Source organism: Gelidibacter maritimus (genome assembly GCF_014062315.1).
In the GTDB taxonomy this organism is placed as follows: domain Bacteria; phylum Bacteroidota; class Bacteroidia; order Flavobacteriales; family Flavobacteriaceae; genus Gelidibacter; species Gelidibacter maritimus.
On sequence record NZ_JACGLT010000015.1, the window covers coordinates 55,521 to 73,652 of the forward strand.

The following is an 18,132-nucleotide window of genomic DNA, read 5'->3' on the forward strand; positions in this document are numbered from 1 at the left end:
TGCTCACAAAATTAGGAATAAAAATATTAAGAATCTTTTTAATTAGCGGGAGAATTGATTACAGAAGATAAGTCTACCCGTTTTCCATTTTGGTAGGCAACAACAAAGCTGGTGGGATAGCCATTTGATTTTGCAAATTTTGCCATGTTCTGGATCTCATTATAATCGGATGTATAACCGTAATAATACTTATACAATTTTCCTTCTTTCTCTCTTGAAATATTCTTTAAACCTTTAAAATTATACGACTTAGGCTCAATTTTATTTGAACTTGCGGCCAACTGCACCTTAAATGTTGTATTGGAATATACACGCTTAATAGTGTTGGAATCTACCTCGGCATCTACAGCTTCTGTGATGCTTTCAATGTTGGCCACGTCTTTATAAACATTTTGTCCGACATTTCTATCCAAGATCATTTTGTAGTCCATAAGCCCTTTATAAATAGATAAAGCAACTTCGTTTTGGCCTTTAGTGGAATTGAGATAAGCGCCTTCAGGCTTATAGGTTAAAAAACCAGTTTCAACTAAAACACTTGGCATGTAGGTGTTATGTAACACCCAAAATCCAGCTTGTTTGACACCTCTGTCATTTCGTTTTAGGGTTTTGGTGAAATTGTCTTGAACCAATCGTGCCAATTGGGTACTTTGATCAAGGTATTCCTCTTGCATCAAGGTCAAGCCGATAAAGGACTCTGGAGAGTTGGGATCAAACCCATCGTAGTGGGATTCGTAATTATCCTCCAAGAAAATAACCTCATTCTCTTTTTTGGCAATTTCAAAATTACGTTGGTTTTCGTGCAAACCCAATACAAAGGTTTCAGTACCATGGGCACTTGAATTGTGTGAGTTACAATGTACGGAAACAAACAAGTCAGCATCAGCATTATTAGCTATTTTGGCACGTTCTCTCAAAGGAACAAAAACGTCTGTTTTACGGGTATAGATGACTTTTATATTAGGATGTTTTTCTAAAGATTTTCCAACCGTTAAAACAATATTAAGTGCTATTTCTTTCTCTTTATAACCATTTCCGACATTCCCAGGGTCATTACCACCATGACCGGCATCTAAGACAACCACGAATTGACCCTTATTTTTCTGAAAGGCTTGGGCAGGTGTCAAAAAACCAGCAATTAAAATGATGTGTAATACGAAGATGTAATATAAATGCGTTCTCATAAAGGTATAAACGTATAATAAACTTGGTTTATTTTAATTTTTAAATTTTGGTTGAATAGTAATTAATCACAAAAAAATATATGTAATTTTGACTTTTCAAAAACCGAGCCATACTTTTACAAAAATACACTTAAAAGCATTGCGTACAAAAAGCTTTCATATACTTTTTTCCCTGAGTTTTACAGTGTTTATTAACACTTTGGGGTTGGCTCAAGACCTCCCAAAAACCCAAACCCCCATCCTACCAAAAACAGAAAATGATAGTATGAGAGTGTCCGTTAATATCGACTCTCTTCTCACCCCTACTGCTCCAATTAAAGAGACTGATAGCATTTTGCAGGATACCATCCCTAAAAAGAAAGATTTCTTAGAGGCTGTTGTCAATTATAAGGCAAAAGATTATGTGACTTTGAATCAACGTTTAAAGCAAACCACCTTATATAATGAAGCAGAGGTGTACTATCAGGACATGGAGATTAAGGCTGGGATTATTGTTATTGACCACAACAAAAACTTGGTGTACGCGGGGCGATTAAAAGATACGGCAGGGGTTTACTCTCAAGCGCCAACATTTAAACAAGGCGCCAATTTGGTAGAACCTGATTCTATTATTTTCAATACTGAAACCAAAAAAGCGCTTATTTTCAATTCGAGAACCGAACAAAGCGGCGGTTATATTATTGCAGATGTGACCAAGAAGGAAAACGATTCGGTATATTTCATCAATCGTGGAAAATTCACAACCTCCGAGGACCAAGATGATCCGGAGTTTTATTTTTTAATGCGAAAAGCCAAAATTGTTCCCAACAAAAAGGTGGTTACTGGATTGACGAATATGTACATCTACAACGTACCTACCCCCATTGGTCTGCCTTTTGCTTTCTTTCCATTGACAAAAAAACAAACCTCAGGTATTCTATTCCCCACATTTGGGCAGGATAGCAGACGCGGATACAATCTTCAAAATGGTGGGTATTATTTTGCAATAAGCGATTATGTGGATTTGGCTTTGTATGGCGATTACTATACAAACGGAAGTTATGGTTTTAGAACCGAAACCAATTATGCCGTACGCTATAAATTTAGAGGAAATCTCGGCATTAGATACGAGAATTTGATCAATAGTGAACGTGGGTTCCCTGATTACTCAAAATCTTCCATCTACAATATCAGATGGTCACATTCTCAAGATGCGAAAGCGAATCCGAGTTCCCGGTTTTCCGCTTCTGTCAACTTGGGGAGTAGCAAGTATTATCAAGAATCGGTCAACCAGATGAATGCGTCCAACTTTTTGAACAACACTTTATCATCATCCGTATCTTACTCTAAATCTTTTATAGGAGAACCACAAGTCAATATCAGCTTAACGGCCACGCACTCACAAAACACAAGGACGCAACAAATTGATATGACCTTACCCACATTTCAGGGGAGTGTGAGCAGAATTTTTCCTTTTGCCCCCAAAGTTGGTGCTAAAAAAGGAATTATTGATAATATCAACTTTCAATATAATATCAATGCCCAGAACAGGATAAGAACTACAGATTCACTGTTTTTTAAACCAGAAATGTTTGAGGATGCACGGGTTGGTGTACAACAAAGCATCCCGCTTTCTACTAATTTCAAGGTCTTTAAGTATTTTAGCGTGAGTGCCAGTTCAAATTTTCAGGAAAATTGGACTTTAAACACCATCAGAAAATTCTACGATCCCGACGAAAACAAAGTCCTGACCCAAGATCTAACGGGCTTTGACAGCTTTAGAACCTATAATTTCAGCACCAGTGTCGGTACTACCATTTATGGAATGTTCAATTTTGAAAAACCCGGTGAGGACACCAAAATCAAAGCTATCAGGCATGTCATGAGACCCTCCATAAGCTACAACATCAACCCGGCCTTTGATGAATATTATGATACGTTTGATTATATTACTGCCAATGGCGATTTGACGCGAGCAGAATACAGTAGGTTTGAAGAGTCGCTGTATGGTGCACCAAATAAGAACTTTTCAAGCGCTATGGGATTTTCATTGGGCAATAATTTTGAAGCCAAAGTAAGAGACAGAGATTCGACCAAGACAGATCCTAAAAAAGTTATTTTATTGAATAATCTGAACTTATCTACTTCCTATAATTTTGCTGGCGATTCGCTACAATGGAGTCCGTTGAGAGTTTCAGGTGGAACGCAATTGTTGGACAATAAAATGAGTATTAATTTTGGTATGACTTTAGATCCCTATGCACTGGATAATAATAACCGACGTGTAGACAAATTCAATATCAATAACGGCGGAAGTCTTTTTAGAATGACCTCGGCAAGTATGAATTTAAGTTACAGTTTAAGTAGTGACAGTTTTTCTGGTCGGAAGGAGCCTGACCAAAGAGCAATTGATGAGTCTGTCCTTAGTGGAGGTCGCGCCGATGATCTCTTTGGAAAGTCTCAAAATTTTGCCGATCAGCGTTTAGGTGATGAAGACCGAGACCGAAGTCAGGAAGAGAACTCTGAATTCTACAATTTTACTATACCCTGGAGTTTGCGTGTGGCCTGGGCGGTCAATTATTCCAATAGTGCACGGCAAAATGAGATTTCGTCAAATTCCTTGATGTTTTCGGGGGATATCGATTTAACGCCACGTTGGACTGTAGGCGTGTCTTCAGGATATGATTTTAAGAATCAAGGGTTCACCTATACCCAACTCCGGTTTGAGCGTGATCTGTTAAGTTGGCGCATGAATTTCAGCTGGATCCCATTCAGTGAGCGCAGCTCTTGGAACTTTTTTATCGGAATCAAATCGAGTTTATTGAAAGATATTAAATACGACAAACAACGGTCGCCTGATAAAAGATTACAATAGGAAATTTTATATGTTGTGAAAGAATTTCCGACGAGAAAATTTAAAATATAATGCCTTATGAAAACAATTATCAATACACCAAATGCTCCTGCACCAATAGGACCTTACAATCAAGCTATTTTAACTGGTAACACCTTATATACTTCAGGACAAATAGCCTTTGACCCAAAGACCAATGAGCTTGTTCTTGACTCCATTGTTGCTGAAACCAAACAAGTGATGGAAAATTTAAAAGCGGTATTGGCTGCTGCTGATATGACCTTTGAAAATGTTATTAAATCGTCGATTTTTATTAGCAATATGAACAATTTTGGTCAAATTAATGAGGTTTATGGCAGTTATTTTGATGAAGCCACAGCACCAGCAAGAGAAACGGTTGAAGTGGCAAATCTGCCTAAATTTGTGAATGTAGAGATCAGTATGATTGCGGTAAAGTAATCTGAAACTACTATAAGATATAATATAAAAAAAGCAGTGTCGTTGTTTTTAAAACTGACACTGCTTTTTTATATAATTATCACCTGGATTTAATATCCAGAGGGGTTTGAGTTTGATTCAAACTTACTTTTGAAATTTTCGAGTATGATACCCTACTAAGCCTTCAATAGGTCGGCGCACAAAATTCCCTGCGGTAAAACCCATTTCTTCTGCCACCTCTATAATCTGATCTTTAGCAAAAAATGCTATAGACCCAGCAAAATGAACCGGAACGGTTTTGACTTCTTCTTTAAATTGGAATATCATATTTTTTGCGAATAATCGCATCCCTTCTTTAATCATTTTTTGGATGTAGGTGGAATCTATATTCAAAAACATAAATTCAGCAAAATTTGCTAAATAAGCATTCGGACTTGGCTGTTTATAAAGGTTATATTTAATATAATCAGCATCCATATTGTATTTATCCGCAAAAGATACTTTTATGGCTTCCGGCATGTGATTAAAGTAGTAATCACGAATTAATTGTTTGCCAAAATAGTTGCCCGAAGCGTCATCCATTAGGGTATAACCCAATGACTGTATGCGCTGATCCAAATTTGAACCGTCGTAATAACTGCAGTTGGAACCTGTACCTAGGATACAAACTATGGCTGCTTCATCATCATGACTCAACGTTGCCCTTACAGCGGCCATGGTATCTTCAGTAACTTCAACCTCTGCATTGACAAAAATGTCTTCCAGGACTCGTTTAAGAAGCAATCTCGGATTTTCCGTGCCGCAACCAGCACCATAAAAGAACACATGAGTTACGTCGCGCTTGATCTCCGCCAATTTTTCACTCTTTCTTATAATCTTGTAGAGTTTCTTCTCTTTAAGAATTTCTGGATTTAAGCCACCGGTCCTTATTTTTTCCTGTATTTGTTTCCCGCTTTGATCTACTGAAATCCAGTCGGCTTTTGTAGAACCACTATCAACTATTAATATCATGTGTTTATTGAGTAAAAAAAATCCGTATAAGTTTATATCTATATAAATATAGCAAACTTACACGGATTGATATGGGTTAATTATAAAGAATGGATGTGTTCTGCCAATTCAACCAATTTTGTTGAATAAGCAAATTCGTTATCATACCATCCTACAACCTTGAAGAATCTTGAATTTAGTTCAATGGATGCATCGGCGTCAAAAACACAAGTGTTTGTTTCACCAACAAAATCTTGAGAAACTACCAATTCATCGGTATAGCCAACCACACCTTTCATTGCGCCTTCAGAAGCATCCTTAAATGCTTTCTTGATTTCGTCCAATGAGGTTTCCTTATTTGTTCTTACGGTTAAATCTACTACAGACACGTTAGCCGTTGGTACGCGGAACGCCATACCTGTTAGTTTTCCATCCAATTTCGGAATAACTTTTCCTACCGCCTTAGCAGCACCGGTTGAAGCAGGTATAATGTTCATTAACGCACTTCTACCTCCTCTAAAATCTTTTTTAGAAGGACCGTCAACCGTTAACTGAGTTGCTGTTGTAGCGTGTACTGTTGTCATCAATGCTTCTTCAATACCAAAATTATCATCAATAATTTTTGCCATTGGTGCCAAACAGTTTGTAGTACATGAAGCATTAGATACAATTTTATCTGAAGCTTTAACTTTATCATGGTTAACACCCATTACAAACATTGGTGCATCTTTACTTGGTGCAGACACTACTACTTTTTTAGCGCCAGCTTCAATATGATAATTTGCTGATTCCAATGTTGTAAAAATCCCTGTACAATCGGCAACAACGTCTGCTTCTACTTCATCCCATTTTAAGTTACGTGGATCTCTTTCAGCAGTTACACGAATGGTTTTTCCGTTGACGACCAAATGTCCGTCCTTTACGTCTACCGTGCCATCAAATCGGCCGTGTACAGAATCATACTTCAATAAATAGGCTAAGTGTTCAACTTCCAATAAGTCATTAATCCCTACTATTTCAACGTTTGGTTTGTTTAGGGTTGCTCTAAATACAATTCTCCCTATTCTTCCAAAACCGTTTATTCCTAATTTTAAATTTGCCATTTTTTATATAATTTATAATTATTACTGTTTTTAATTTTTTGTGCTACGCATTCAACTTTTTATCAACTTGGACCTCGTCTGTCGTGGCATCTTTTATGTGGTCATAATCTCTGAAACGCGAAGCAATTCCCGATCTATTTTCGACTGTCCTTTGATAGCTTCTCTTAAGTGGGTCAACTCAATTTTCTCATTGAGTAATCCAACCATATAATTGGTTTTTCCTTCCAACAAAGTTTCCACAGCTTTTACGCCCATTCTACTCGCTAATACCCTATCAAAACAAGATGGAGATCCACCACGTTGCATGTGTCCCAAAACCGAAACCCTAACATCATATTCATCCATATTGGCTTCAACGTAATCTTTCAACTCAAAAACGTTTTTACCTATTTTATCGCCTTCTGCAACGACAACTATACTGGACGATTTTCCTGAACGTTTACTTCTATGCAGCGATTCCAACAGACGATCAAGACCCAGGTTTTCTTCTGGAATCAAAATTTCTTCCGCACCTGCACCAACACCTGCATTCAACGCTATATGACCGACGTCACGCCCCATTACTTCCACAAAAAACAAGCGGTTGTGCGAACTTGCCGTATCTCGAATTTTATCTATACAATCTACCACGGTATTCAATGCCGTGTCAAAGCCTATGGTATGGGTTGTTCCAAAGATATCGTTATCTATGGTACAAGGAATTCCAATCACTGGAAAATCAAATTCTTTATTGAATACCAATCCGCCATTGAAGGTTCCATCACCACCAATAACAACGAGTGCATCAACCTGTGCATTCTTGAGTTGGTCATGCGCTATTTTACGACCTTCCGGTGTTCTAAATTCTTTAGATCGCGCAGATTTAAGCACGGTCCCACCTTTATTGACAATACCCTTTACACTACGGGCGTCCATTGGTCTAAAATCTCCCTCCATGATTCCTTCGAAACCACGATAAATACCTACACATTCTATATTATAATAGGCGCAGGTTCTGACTACGGAACGAATGGCTGCATTCATTCCTGGGGCGTCGCCTCCAGAAGTCATCACCCCAATTTTTTTGATGTTTTTTGACATTTATATAGTTTAGTAAAGTAAAATTACTAAACTAATACTATAATAAAGGTGGGAATTATAATATTTTAACGCGTATCATGAAATTCAATCGATTTCGTTAATAACTAAATGGAAATTATGCAAAAATTGTTGATTTAATCCTCGTTTTCTCCCTCTTTCTTCTTCATTTTGACATATTCTGGAAGAAGGTTTTCTTCTCTCGTTCCTACGTTTTCGTTTTTAATAGTTGTGTTATTGTCTTTTCTGTTTTTTCCTGAAAAGATGATTCTCAGCAATTCCCTAAAGGTATCAAACTCCACGTTATATGACAGTCCAACACCTTGTGTATAACCAATTTCTTCACCAAAATTTCTGATGTTATTTTCTCTATTGAAGAATTTTGCAGATAATGTTCCGTCTTCGTTCAGTAACAATTCTATTTCAGCATCTCCAGCAATAACTGTTTCATTGACCCCACCAATGGGTACTCCAACTTTTCCGTTGAAGAGCACCCGATCGCTAATTTTAGTACTTAAGGTCAAGCCTAATCGATCATCTGATCTGTAGTCAGGAGTTTGTTCGCCTGCTTGAAAATTTAAACCGAGTTTCAGTTTGTCATCATCACTGGACAGCAAATCGTTGAACAAGCTATTTACACGATCGGCAATAGTACCATAAGCTTGCTGGCCTAAACTTATTTCACTGGCAAACGAACCGGTGGCCAATAAAAACAGGGCTTGGTTCTCTCTACTTTCTTTAGTTTCCAATCGATATTCCAGCTCCGATCTTACCGTGGAACTCGCATTTGGAAAAGCCAGGTTAAAATCTGGTGTAGGTTGCTCCAATTGCCCGGATAGATTGATCTCTACGTTTACCGGAATGCTTCTATTGATTGGATTATCCAATAAAACCGATGGATTAGCTTCTGTTTTGTAAATAGCCTTTAGATTGATTTGCGCTTTCAAGGCATCACCTTCCCAAATAATACTGCCTCCAGGTTCAACGACTAAGTTCTTCTGAATCAAACCACCATAAGAAAAATTATAGATGCCCTTGAACACAGCAAAGTCACCCCACATTTTAAATTTGCCGTTAGTATTGATTTCAAATAAAAGGTTTCCTTCTCCACTACCCTGTATGGTGCTTCCGGAGTTTCTGTCGATGACAATCTCAATATCGGCATTTTGATTAACATCTAAATCAAACTTTAACTCCAAGCCTTTGACTTGGGTCTCAGTAATGCTTTCGCCTTTTAAACGTGCCGCTTTTTCTTCAGGACTTAAAAAATGGATATAAGAGTTGTCTCCAAAACTTTCAACGTCATTCAGTGGTATCTTAAAGACGGTTCCTTGAGAGGTACTGCCATCTACCTCAATAACCAATTGGTCCGTTGGTCCATTAATACTGGCTGTCCCGTTCATAAACGCCGTGCCATAATACAAGGCATCTTCGGCATCGTCAGTGTTTAAAACCAACAATCGGTTTGTGTCTATATCTAATCCAAGTCTCCAATCGGAAAAATTTTGATGCGACATAAAGCCATTTAACGTCGCTTTTGAAAAGAATTCTGAATCAGTAAGTACCACATCATTAAAAAGAAAACGTTGGTCTTTTAAAGTGACTTCGGTATCAAAATCAAAGGCATAATCCACATTCAAATACGGAATAGCCAATCCAGCATTGTCCAAAATCAAATCGCCATCAATTTGTGGTTTTTTCAAATCTCCAGAGACCTTCACATGGCCTGAAGCCAATCCTCGGATTTGATTAATGACATCCGCGCCGAAAACATTTAAGGGCTCCAGATCAAATTCATCAAATGCCACCTCCACATCAATATTTGAATTGGTGGCGCTCACGTCAATATTGCCCGTCACATCCAATGATTTCAGATTGTCGTTTCTCAAAAGCAGATCGACGGTATAGTTGGTGAGCGATTGATTGCCAACAATATCTGCTCTTAAATCGCCTAACATATATTCATTAAACGTGAACTTTTCGATGCTCACATCTGAATCAGGTACATACACTCCATTTTTTTGTAGGATATCCAATTTTCCATTCAGGATGCCCCCAAAACTGATGCTATCAAGTGTTGGTGTCACCTTGTATAGATCCACGTCCATGAATCTCAGTTTTATATCTTTATAAGTTGAGTCGCGTAAAGCTCCAGACAATTGGATTTCTTCATCTTCATGGCTGAAAACCACTTCCGAAATATCAAACGCCTTAAAATCTCTATCAAAAGCAACTTTATTGAGGTCGTCTTTTTGTTTGTTTATAATCCACTCATTGTCTTTAATATTAATATCTGATCTTTTAAACCCCACAACTGATTTGTTGTCTTCGTCAATTGTATAAAACAAACTTAAATTGTAGTGGTCATTATTGTATTTGCCACCATTAAATTCAGATTTTATAAAGAGGGTATCTCTTACAGTTACATTGATCAGATTGAACTTTGAAATGTTATAGAATTTGGTGTTTATGGAATCTACTTCTATAAAGGTGTTGTAAAGTGGATTTCCATTATCAATATTGATCTGAATATCATTGGCAAAATAGTCGAGCAACTTTATTTGAGGCGAATTGAAAGTTAGATTGAATCCGCGCTGATCACTTTCAATCCGTCCTTTGACGAACGTGTTTTTTCCAAGTTCCAAATCATGGTAAAAGACCTCCACTATCTTATTATAAATGGTGAAGTTAAAATCGATATATTGTTCGGTTTGAACTTTATGTGGACTATAATTGGTGTAAATACTTCCGATTGAATTTTCAACGAGCTTTCCGATATCCTTATATTTAAAAACGCCACTCACCTGCCCTTCAATAATATCTGGCGAATTGATTTTAACAATGCGTTCTTTCCCAATAAAGCTTGAAGTTATTTCAAAGTCGTCAAAGTAATAGGTGTCATTTTCATTGATATAGGTAGTGTTATTGAAAGTGAGTGTCCCAAAAGCATCATCAATGCTTGATCCATCCATATCCATAGTAACATCACCGCTAAAAATGGAAATACTATCCTTTTTCACAAAATTGAGCGCTTTTAGATTCGCGTACGTCACTTCAGCAGTAAAATCCAAGGCACTGATGTCCTTTGACATATCAGCCAGTCCGTTGAACTTGAATTTTAAATTTTCGTCCTGTGAAAATAAATCGCCGTTAAATATCTTATTTCCCAATCGGCCAGAAATATCGATATTTTGGTAATTATAATTATTGTAGTTGAGACTGAACACATGCCCTTTAATATTGGTATTTAGATTTTCAAGGGTAAAGCCTTTCCCGTCCACTTCCATGTCAAAGGTGGTTTCTTTAATGTTTGGATCATCCAAGAGCGCTCCAAGGTCAAAATCTTCAAAAACAACATTGCCTTTATAGCTGGCGTTGTCAATATCATTAAATCGCAATAAATTTAAATTCGATTCAATATGACCAAGTGCTGTGTTGATCTTTAAATCGGCCACTATATCTGAGGATGTGATTTTCGATTTCCCGTAAACAGTAAACCCTCCCAGTTTAGAAAATATACTCGGAATTGACGCACCTAAAACGTTTGGCATGAGCGACTTCAGATCGTAGTAATTAGAAGACAGATTACTGAAATCGCCATCCATTTCAAAAGTATTGGGTTCTATATTAAATAAATTCTTAAAATTTATATCGCCGTAAACCTTAGTTTGACTGCTGGTATTGAGCCTTAGGTTCATCATGGTCAAATCATTTAATGTTCCGCTCAAACTCACACTAAATTGTGCGTGGTCTTCAATTCCAAACTCATCATAAAAGGTGTTCAGCTCGTTAAGCATCACATTAGAATCCTCAAATTTGGCCACAACTTCCACTTTATTTGTAAAGTCTTGTAAATCCTCACGCTTGTACTTAAAGGTCAAATCGCCATTGAGAAAAGAATTGGGCGTTTTTATAGATAAGTCAGCAAAAGTCATGTGCTCTAAGGTGTATTCAAAGTCCGTCACCAAATTTTTCACGGTCAATCCCCTGCTGTCCCTGAAAGTAAGCGTGTTTATGCGTGCACTAACATCGCTGGCATTGATTAAGAAGTTGGTCGCATTCAAATTCAGATTATTAAACTCAAGGATTTTTGGATTTTCCTTATTGTCATTAATCATTCTGAACGTGCTGCCATATATGGACACGTCACTTGAGGATAGTAAAAACTTGCTTTTATCGGGTCTCGGATTGTCTTCATCAAACCGTGCCACAAATACATCCAAATTGGTTTGATCCTCTCCCAAATACGTTCTAACATTAAAGGTTAGCCCATTGATGTCAATGTCGCCAAAAGCCAATTTACTGTTATACAGATTTCTGTAATTTAGTATGGACGTATTTAATCCATCAATACCAATTAGAGTATCTTGTTTATAATCTTCTATATAAATGCCTTTAAGCGCCACGTCTCCGTTAAAACGAAGCCCAACTTTGTTGATATAAATATGTGTACCGTAATCATCATTGATGCGTTTGGTCACTTTTTTCCCCAAAAATGTTTGGACGGGTGGAATAGAGAGAATCAGCACCAAAATGATGAATAGCAAAACAATTATTGCTACAATTTTAGATGCTATTTTTAAAAGTTTTTTGATGCGTTTTAAAAGTTATAACTTTGAAGCCAAAATTAACAATTATTGTGCCTAATTCTTACTAATGGCTACACAAAATATTTATATTCTCGCAATTGAGTCGTCTTGTGACGATACCGCTGCTTCTGTAATGCTTAACGGGAAAATCCTGAGTAATGTTGTGGCTGGTCAAAGCATCCATGAAGCTTATGGTGGCGTTGTACCGGAATTGGCCTCTAGGGCCCATCAGCAAAACATTGTTCCAGTGGTCCAACAAGCTTTAAAACGAGCCAATGTGGATAAGAAACAACTCAGTGCCATCGCGTTCACACGTGGCCCAGGTTTGATGGGATCTTTATTGGTTGGCACCTCGTTTGCTAAATCAATGGCCTATGGATTGAACATTCCTTTGATTGATGTCAACCATATGCAGGCGCATATTTTAGCTCATTTTATTGATGAGGACGGGTTTAACAAACCTCCTTTTCCTTTTTTGGCTATGACCATTTCTGGTGGACATACACAAATAGTGAAGGTCAATTCACATTTTGACATGGAAGTCATTGGAGAAACCATCGATGATGCTGTTGGTGAGGCTTTCGATAAGAGTGGCAAGATCTTGGGTTTAGGCTATCCTGCTGGCCCTGAAATTGACAAACGCGCAAAATTGGGCAATCCTAAGGCATTTAAATTCACTAAACCGAAAGTGGAAGGACTGAATTTTAGCTTTTCGGGATTAAAAACAGCCATTCTCTATTTTATTCAAAAAGAAACTAAGGCAAATCCGAATTTTATTGAGGAAAACCTAAATGATATTTGCGCCTCCATACAATATACAATCATCGGTATTTTGATTGATAAATTGAAACTTGCCTCAAAGCAAACCGGGATTAAACATATTGCTATTGGGGGCGGTGTTTCAGCCAATTCGGGCATTAGACAAGCTTTGAAAGATGGAGAGGGAAAATTTGGATGGACCACCTATGTGCCTAAGTTTGAATTTACAACAGATAATGCGGCAATGATTGCCATTGTTGGATATTTGAAATTTCTGGAAGGCGAATTTGCACAACAGAGCGTCACGGCTTCCTCGCGACTTAAAATTTAATCAATACCGCAATGCAGCTTTTCTATAATCCGAATATTAACGAGAACACCACGCAAATTGACTTTTCAAAAGATGAAAGCCGACATATTGTGAAGGTGTTACGAAAAAAAAATGGCGACCAGCTTCAAATCACCAATGGAAAAGGCTGGCTGTTTGTTGCCGAAATTACACTTGCAGATATAAAAAACTGTGTGGCATCCATAATTTCCAAATCGTTCGAATCTGAACGAAACTACAAAGTTCATTTGGCGGTAGCGCCTACAAAAATGAATGATCGCTACGAATGGTTTTTAGAAAAAGCGACTGAAATTGGCGTGGACACCATAACGCCCATTATTTGTGACCACAGCGAACGAAAAGTTATTAAAACTGACCGGTTTGAAAAAATCCTTCAAGCGGCGATGAAACAATCATTACATCGTTATTTGCCAGAATTACAGGAAGCGATTTCATTCTCTAACTTTATAAATCAACCGTTCAACGGTCAGAAATTTATTGCACATTGTGAAGACACACGTCGGATTTCTTTAAAAAAAGCGTTAAATACTAATACAGACGTTCTTGTTTTGATAGGCCCTGAAGGCGATTTTAGTCCTGATGAAATCAAGGCAGCCTTAGCCATAGGATTCCAACCTGTGACCATGGGAAATACACGTTTACGTACAGAAACGGCAGCCATTGTAGCGTGCCATAGTGTTGCATTTGCAAATGAACCATAACTTTACATAAAGCGTATATGTTATTCATAAACAGTGCATTAAGCATATTTTCATAATAATAAAGTACTGATTATCTAACTTTCAATTCGTGCAATTTATTTTAACCCGTTTTTATTTTTATTTTTGGAAGATGAAATTTAGCATGACCATTTCAAAGCATTTTTTTGCCATTTTATGCTTTGGCATCTGTGCAACAGCGTCGTTGCAGGCACAAGAAATTGCTGTATTAAAGTATAAAGGTGGTGGCGATTGGTATGCAAATCCAACTTCGTTGCCCAACTTGATTTCTTATTGCAATCTCCACATCAATACTAAAATTAATCCCAGACCTCAAACTGTAGAGCCTGATAGTCCCGATATTTTTCAATTTCCCTTTATACATATGACAGGACATGGCAACGTGTTTTTCAGTGAAAACGATATCGAAAATTTAAGAAACTATCTTTTTTCTGGTGGATTTTTACATATTGATGACAATTACGGATTGGAACCATATTTAATAAAGGAGCTCAAAAAATTGTTTCCAAATAAGGAATTGGTAGAATTGCCAAAGACACACCCTATTTTTAGTACCGCCTTTAAATTTCCTGAAGGATTACCTAAAATTCATGAACATGATGGCAAAAGACCCCAAGCTTTTGGCATTTTCGACAACGAAAGATTAGTCCTTCTATTTACTTATGAAACTGATTTAGGTAACGGCTGGGAAGATGAAGAAGTCCACAATGACCCTTTAGATGTACGGGAAAAAGCGTTGAAAATGGGCGCAAATATTATTAAGTATGTTTTTGAAAATTAACCGGATTTTTGAACTGTTTTTAGACACTAATTTCAGAAATACCACTAATTTTTTGATGAATTTTAAATTTCACAAAAGCAGAATCAACAATCGTAAATCAAAAATCCTCAATCGCTAATCTCCAATCCCATGCAGCTCACCCATTATAACTCCAATTTCGAACAACATAGCTTTCCTATTACTTTAATATGCGATAATGTGAGCAATGCTGCCAATATTGGGAGTTTATTTAGAACGGCAGATGCTTTTGGAATTGAAAAAATAATTTTTTGTGGTAATCCAGTTCCTTTTGGTAGAAAGGTGGCCCAAACTTCCAGATCAACGGAAAAATATGTCAATTACGAATGGCATGACAACCCTGAAAACATACTACAAAAATTCAGATCTTTAGGATATCTGATTTTGGCTTTAGAAATCACTGACAACAGTACCTCCCTAATACACATGGAGCTGAATACCAAACAACCAATAGCATTACTCATTGGAGATGAAAATTTTGGAGTTTCTGAAACATTATTAAAACTAGCTGATCATATCTTTCATATTGAGATGTTCGGCCAAAACAGCAGTATGAATGTTGTACAGGCCACTAATATTGCTCTTTATGAAATAACTAAACAACTTAGAAAAAATAAATGACAATGGTTTAGAGCCATGGTCAAAGTTGTTTTGAATAGCGTTAATTTTTGTTGCAACCGCATCCTAAATTTGGTTTATATTTAAAAAATGAAAGCAAAAACCATTTCTAAAGGACTTTTACAGGCATTAGCCATAGTGTTTGGCATTATATTGCTGTTAATTTTTCTTTACAAAATCCAGTCCTTATTACTTTATTTGTTCATTGCTGGAATTATCTCCCTTATTTTCAGGCCGGTGGTTTATTTTTTTAAACATCGGTTGAAATTGGGCAGAAACCTTTCTGCATTTATAACGCTTCTGTTGATCGGTGGTTTTTTTGCCTTGATTTTATGGCTTTTTGTGCCCATAATTTTAGAACAGAGCAAGAACATATCGGAAATTGATTTTGAAATGGTCAAAACCGATTTGAATGAACTGAGCATTCAAGCGAGTGAATACTTAGGTGTAGAAAAGATCAACATTATAGAAGCTATTAAGCGTACCGACTTTGTACAAGAATTCGACTCTGAATTTGTGGTTAGTTTTGTGGATGTTTTCGTTAATAATATAGGTGCATTTCTAATAGGGGTGTTTTCTGTTTTATTTATCTCATTCTTTTTACTGAAGGACGACCGCATGATTTCCAATGCCGTAGCAAGTTTTGCAGAAGAAGGAAAAGAACGTCGGTTTTTAAGAGTTTTGGATAAAGCCAAAGAATTATTATCCCGTTATTTTATCGGGCTTCTCATTCAGACCACAATCATGGGCGTGTTCTATTTTTTGCTATTATTAAATTTAGGCGTCAAAAATGCCCTCGCCATAGCTGTTATTTGCGCATTTTTAAATATCGTCCCGTATTTAGGACCTCTTCTCGGCGGGGTAGTCATGATTTTGGTGGTAGTCTCCAATAATTTAGGAGTCGATTTTTCATCAGATTTATTACCACTTCTGGTCAAAGTTTTAGTTGGAGTGGGGATTGCACAGTTGATTGACAACCTCTTTTCTCAGCCAATCATCTTTGGTAAAAGTGTTCGATCACATCCTTTAGAGGTTTTTTTGGTAATCATTATTGGAGGATTGATTTTTGGAATTCCTGGGATGATTCTTGCCGTTCCTTTTTATACAACCCTAAAGGTTATTTCGAAAGAATTTCTATCAGAATATAAAATCGTTAAGCAATTGACCAAAAACCTTTAATTGTAATAGTTAATATTGCATTAAATTGCATGCGATGAATTCTGCTATCCTCAATACCGACGTACAAGATTATATCAACCAAAACCTTAAAACTGATCCTGCCACTCTTATTTTAAAAGGTGTTCCTTTCAATGAGGTGAACGCAGCAGAAACGGTAGAACAAATTGAGGCGAAAGTGCGGTGTGAAAAAAAATTGCCAACTTGGTTCCATCAATCCAATATTTATTACCCCAATAAGCTGAATATAGAACAGACTTCTTCTGAATTAACAGCAGAATATAAGTCCAGGATAATTAAAGGCAAATCCATGATTGATCTTACTGGTGGTTTTGGTGTGGATGCTTACTATTTCGCAAAACAGTTTGAAACAGTTACGCACTGCGAATGGAATGAAGAGCTTAGTGCGATTGTCAAGCACAATTTTAAAACACTTAAAGTTGGTAATATCAATACAATTGCTGAAGATGGTTTATCCTATCTTAAAAACTCATCCCTTGATTATGATTGGATTTACGTGGATCCGTCCAGGCGTCATGACAGCAAAGGCAAGGTGTTCTTTTTAAAGGATTGTTTGCCCAATATTCCGGAGCACTTGGATATTTTATGGTCACGCTCAAAAAATATTCTAATAAAAACGTCGCCCTTGCTGGATCTTACGATTGGACTGAATGAATTAGAATACGTTAAGACTGTCCAGATCGTGGCCGTCAATAATGAGGTCAAGGAATTATTATGGGTGTTAGAATATGGTTTTGCTGGGAAAGTGAATATCAAAACCGTTAACCTTAAAAATAGTGGTACTGAGCAGTTTGAATTTTTAATAGAAGACGAAGCTCAGGTTGAGATCATTTATGGTGAGCCACTCACCTATCTCTACGAGCCAAATTCGGCTATTATGAAATCAGGAGGCTTTAACTCCGTGGCCGAGTTCTTTAAGGTGAAAAAACTGCATAAACATTCGCATCTATATACGAGTGATTCGTTGGTTGATTTCCCCGGAAGGGCATTTAAAATTTTAAAATCAATTCCTTATAACAAAAAGCAAATTAAGAAGCTTTCTATAAATAAAGCCAATATCACGACCCGTAATTTTCCTGACACGGTTCAAAACATTCGGAAATTATTCAAAATTAAAGATGGTGGCAATGATTATCTTTTCTTTACTACGGATATGAACAATGAGAAAACAGTATTGATCTGCACCAAGGTCAACCCTTTGTACCATCTCTAAAAGCACACGAAGTGTAATAGCCTCTTTTTGCTGCTCGTTATTTTCTCAGTACAATATCAAATCGTTTTAAAATAATCGACTTAAATCATGTTAAATATTGGCCCAAGTAGGACATATATGATAATAAAAAGAATAATTGTGCCAATACAGCCACACTTTCCACCACCTAATTTTTTTGCTCCCCATCCAGCGGCAAGCGCTCTTAATATATTTTTCATTCTCTTAAATTTTAATTTATAAATATAATACGAAATGAAATTTGTAAAG

At 36.9% G+C, this 18,132-nt stretch carries 14 protein-coding genes; 8 read left to right on the forward strand and 6 right to left on the reverse strand.

Annotated features, from left to right (window positions below; genetic code table 11):
• Positions 1–38 precede the first annotated feature (38 nt).
• Positions 39–1,181: an N-acetylmuramoyl-L-alanine amidase family protein gene (locus tag H3Z82_RS15765; RefSeq protein ID WP_182206463.1), complete on the reverse strand. Its 1,143-nt coding sequence runs from the start codon at positions 1,179–1,181 to the stop codon at positions 39–41.
• A gap of 88 nt (positions 1,182–1,269) precedes the next feature.
• On the opposite strand from H3Z82_RS15765, the gene H3Z82_RS15770 reads away from it, so the two are divergent.
• Both H3Z82_RS15770 and H3Z82_RS15775 read left to right on the forward strand, forming a co-directional pair.
• Positions 1,270–4,035: a putative LPS assembly protein LptD gene (locus H3Z82_RS15770; RefSeq protein ID WP_182206464.1), complete on the forward strand. Its 2,766-nt coding sequence runs from the start codon at positions 1,270–1,272 to the stop codon at positions 4,033–4,035.
• Between the two features lie 57 nt (positions 4,036–4,092).
• Positions 4,093–4,473: a Rid family detoxifying hydrolase gene (locus tag H3Z82_RS15775; RefSeq protein WP_182206465.1), complete on the forward strand. Its 381-nt coding sequence runs from the start codon at positions 4,093–4,095 to the stop codon at positions 4,471–4,473.
• 123 nt (positions 4,474–4,596) lie between these two features.
• On the opposite strand, the gene H3Z82_RS15780 is transcribed toward H3Z82_RS15775, so the two are convergent.
• The 4 genes from H3Z82_RS15780 to H3Z82_RS15795 form a co-directional block, all read right to left on the reverse strand.
• Entirely contained in the window at positions 4,597–5,463 is an 867-nt protein-coding gene (locus tag H3Z82_RS15780) for an N-acetylglucosamine kinase (protein WP_182206466.1), read from the reverse strand.
• 80 nt (positions 5,464–5,543) lie between these two features.
• Positions 5,544–6,545: a type I glyceraldehyde-3-phosphate dehydrogenase gene (gap, locus tag H3Z82_RS15785; protein ID WP_182206467.1), complete on the reverse strand. Its 1,002-nt coding sequence runs from the start codon at positions 6,543–6,545 to the stop codon at positions 5,544–5,546.
• Between the two features lie 93 nt (positions 6,546–6,638).
• Positions 6,639–7,625, reverse strand: a complete 987-nt coding sequence (pfkA, locus tag H3Z82_RS15790; protein WP_182206468.1) for a 6-phosphofructokinase — start codon at positions 7,623–7,625, stop codon at positions 6,639–6,641.
• Between the two features lie 134 nt (positions 7,626–7,759).
• Entirely contained in the window at positions 7,760–12,103 is a 4,344-nt protein-coding gene (locus tag H3Z82_RS15795) for a translocation/assembly module TamB domain-containing protein (protein ID WP_317172466.1), read from the reverse strand.
• A gap of 175 nt (positions 12,104–12,278) precedes the next feature.
• Here H3Z82_RS15795 and tsaD point away from each other — a divergent pair, with 175 nt between their 5' ends.
• The 6 genes from tsaD to H3Z82_RS15825 all read left to right on the forward strand — a co-directional run bounded on the left by tsaD (position 12,279) and on the right by H3Z82_RS15825 (position 17,865).
• Positions 12,279–13,301, forward strand: a complete 1,023-nt coding sequence (gene tsaD, locus H3Z82_RS15800) for a tRNA (adenosine(37)-N6)-threonylcarbamoyltransferase complex transferase subunit TsaD (RefSeq protein ID WP_182206469.1) — start codon at positions 12,279–12,281, stop codon at positions 13,299–13,301.
• An 11-nt stretch (positions 13,302–13,312) separates the two neighbouring features.
• A complete protein-coding gene (locus tag H3Z82_RS15805) occupies positions 13,313–14,020 on the forward strand; it encodes a 16S rRNA (uracil(1498)-N(3))-methyltransferase (RefSeq protein ID WP_182206470.1) in 708 nt (235 codons plus the stop codon).
• A gap of 142 nt (positions 14,021–14,162) precedes the next feature.
• Positions 14,163–14,819 (forward strand): DUF4159 domain-containing protein, encoded by a 657-nt coding sequence (locus H3Z82_RS15810; protein WP_394368118.1) that lies wholly within the window; start codon positions 14,163–14,165, stop codon positions 14,817–14,819.
• Between the two features lie 129 nt (positions 14,820–14,948).
• Positions 14,949–15,458: a TrmH family RNA methyltransferase gene (locus H3Z82_RS15815; RefSeq protein WP_182206472.1), complete on the forward strand. Its 510-nt coding sequence runs from the start codon at positions 14,949–14,951 to the stop codon at positions 15,456–15,458.
• An 87-nt stretch (positions 15,459–15,545) separates the two neighbouring features.
• Positions 15,546–16,634 (forward strand): AI-2E family transporter, encoded by a 1,089-nt coding sequence (locus H3Z82_RS15820; RefSeq protein WP_182206473.1) that lies wholly within the window; start codon positions 15,546–15,548, stop codon positions 16,632–16,634.
• A 34-nt stretch (positions 16,635–16,668) separates the two neighbouring features.
• Positions 16,669–17,865 carry a THUMP-like domain-containing protein gene (locus tag H3Z82_RS15825; protein WP_182206474.1) on the forward strand — a complete coding sequence of 399 codons (1,197 nt, stop codon included), beginning with the start codon at positions 16,669–16,671 and terminating at the stop codon, positions 17,863–17,865.
• An 80-nt stretch (positions 17,866–17,945) separates the two neighbouring features.
• On the opposite strand, the gene H3Z82_RS15830 is transcribed toward H3Z82_RS15825, so the two are convergent.
• Positions 17,946–18,083, reverse strand: a complete 138-nt coding sequence (locus H3Z82_RS15830) for a hypothetical protein (protein ID WP_182206475.1) — start codon at positions 18,081–18,083, stop codon at positions 17,946–17,948.
• Positions 18,084–18,132: the final 49 nt, after the last annotated feature.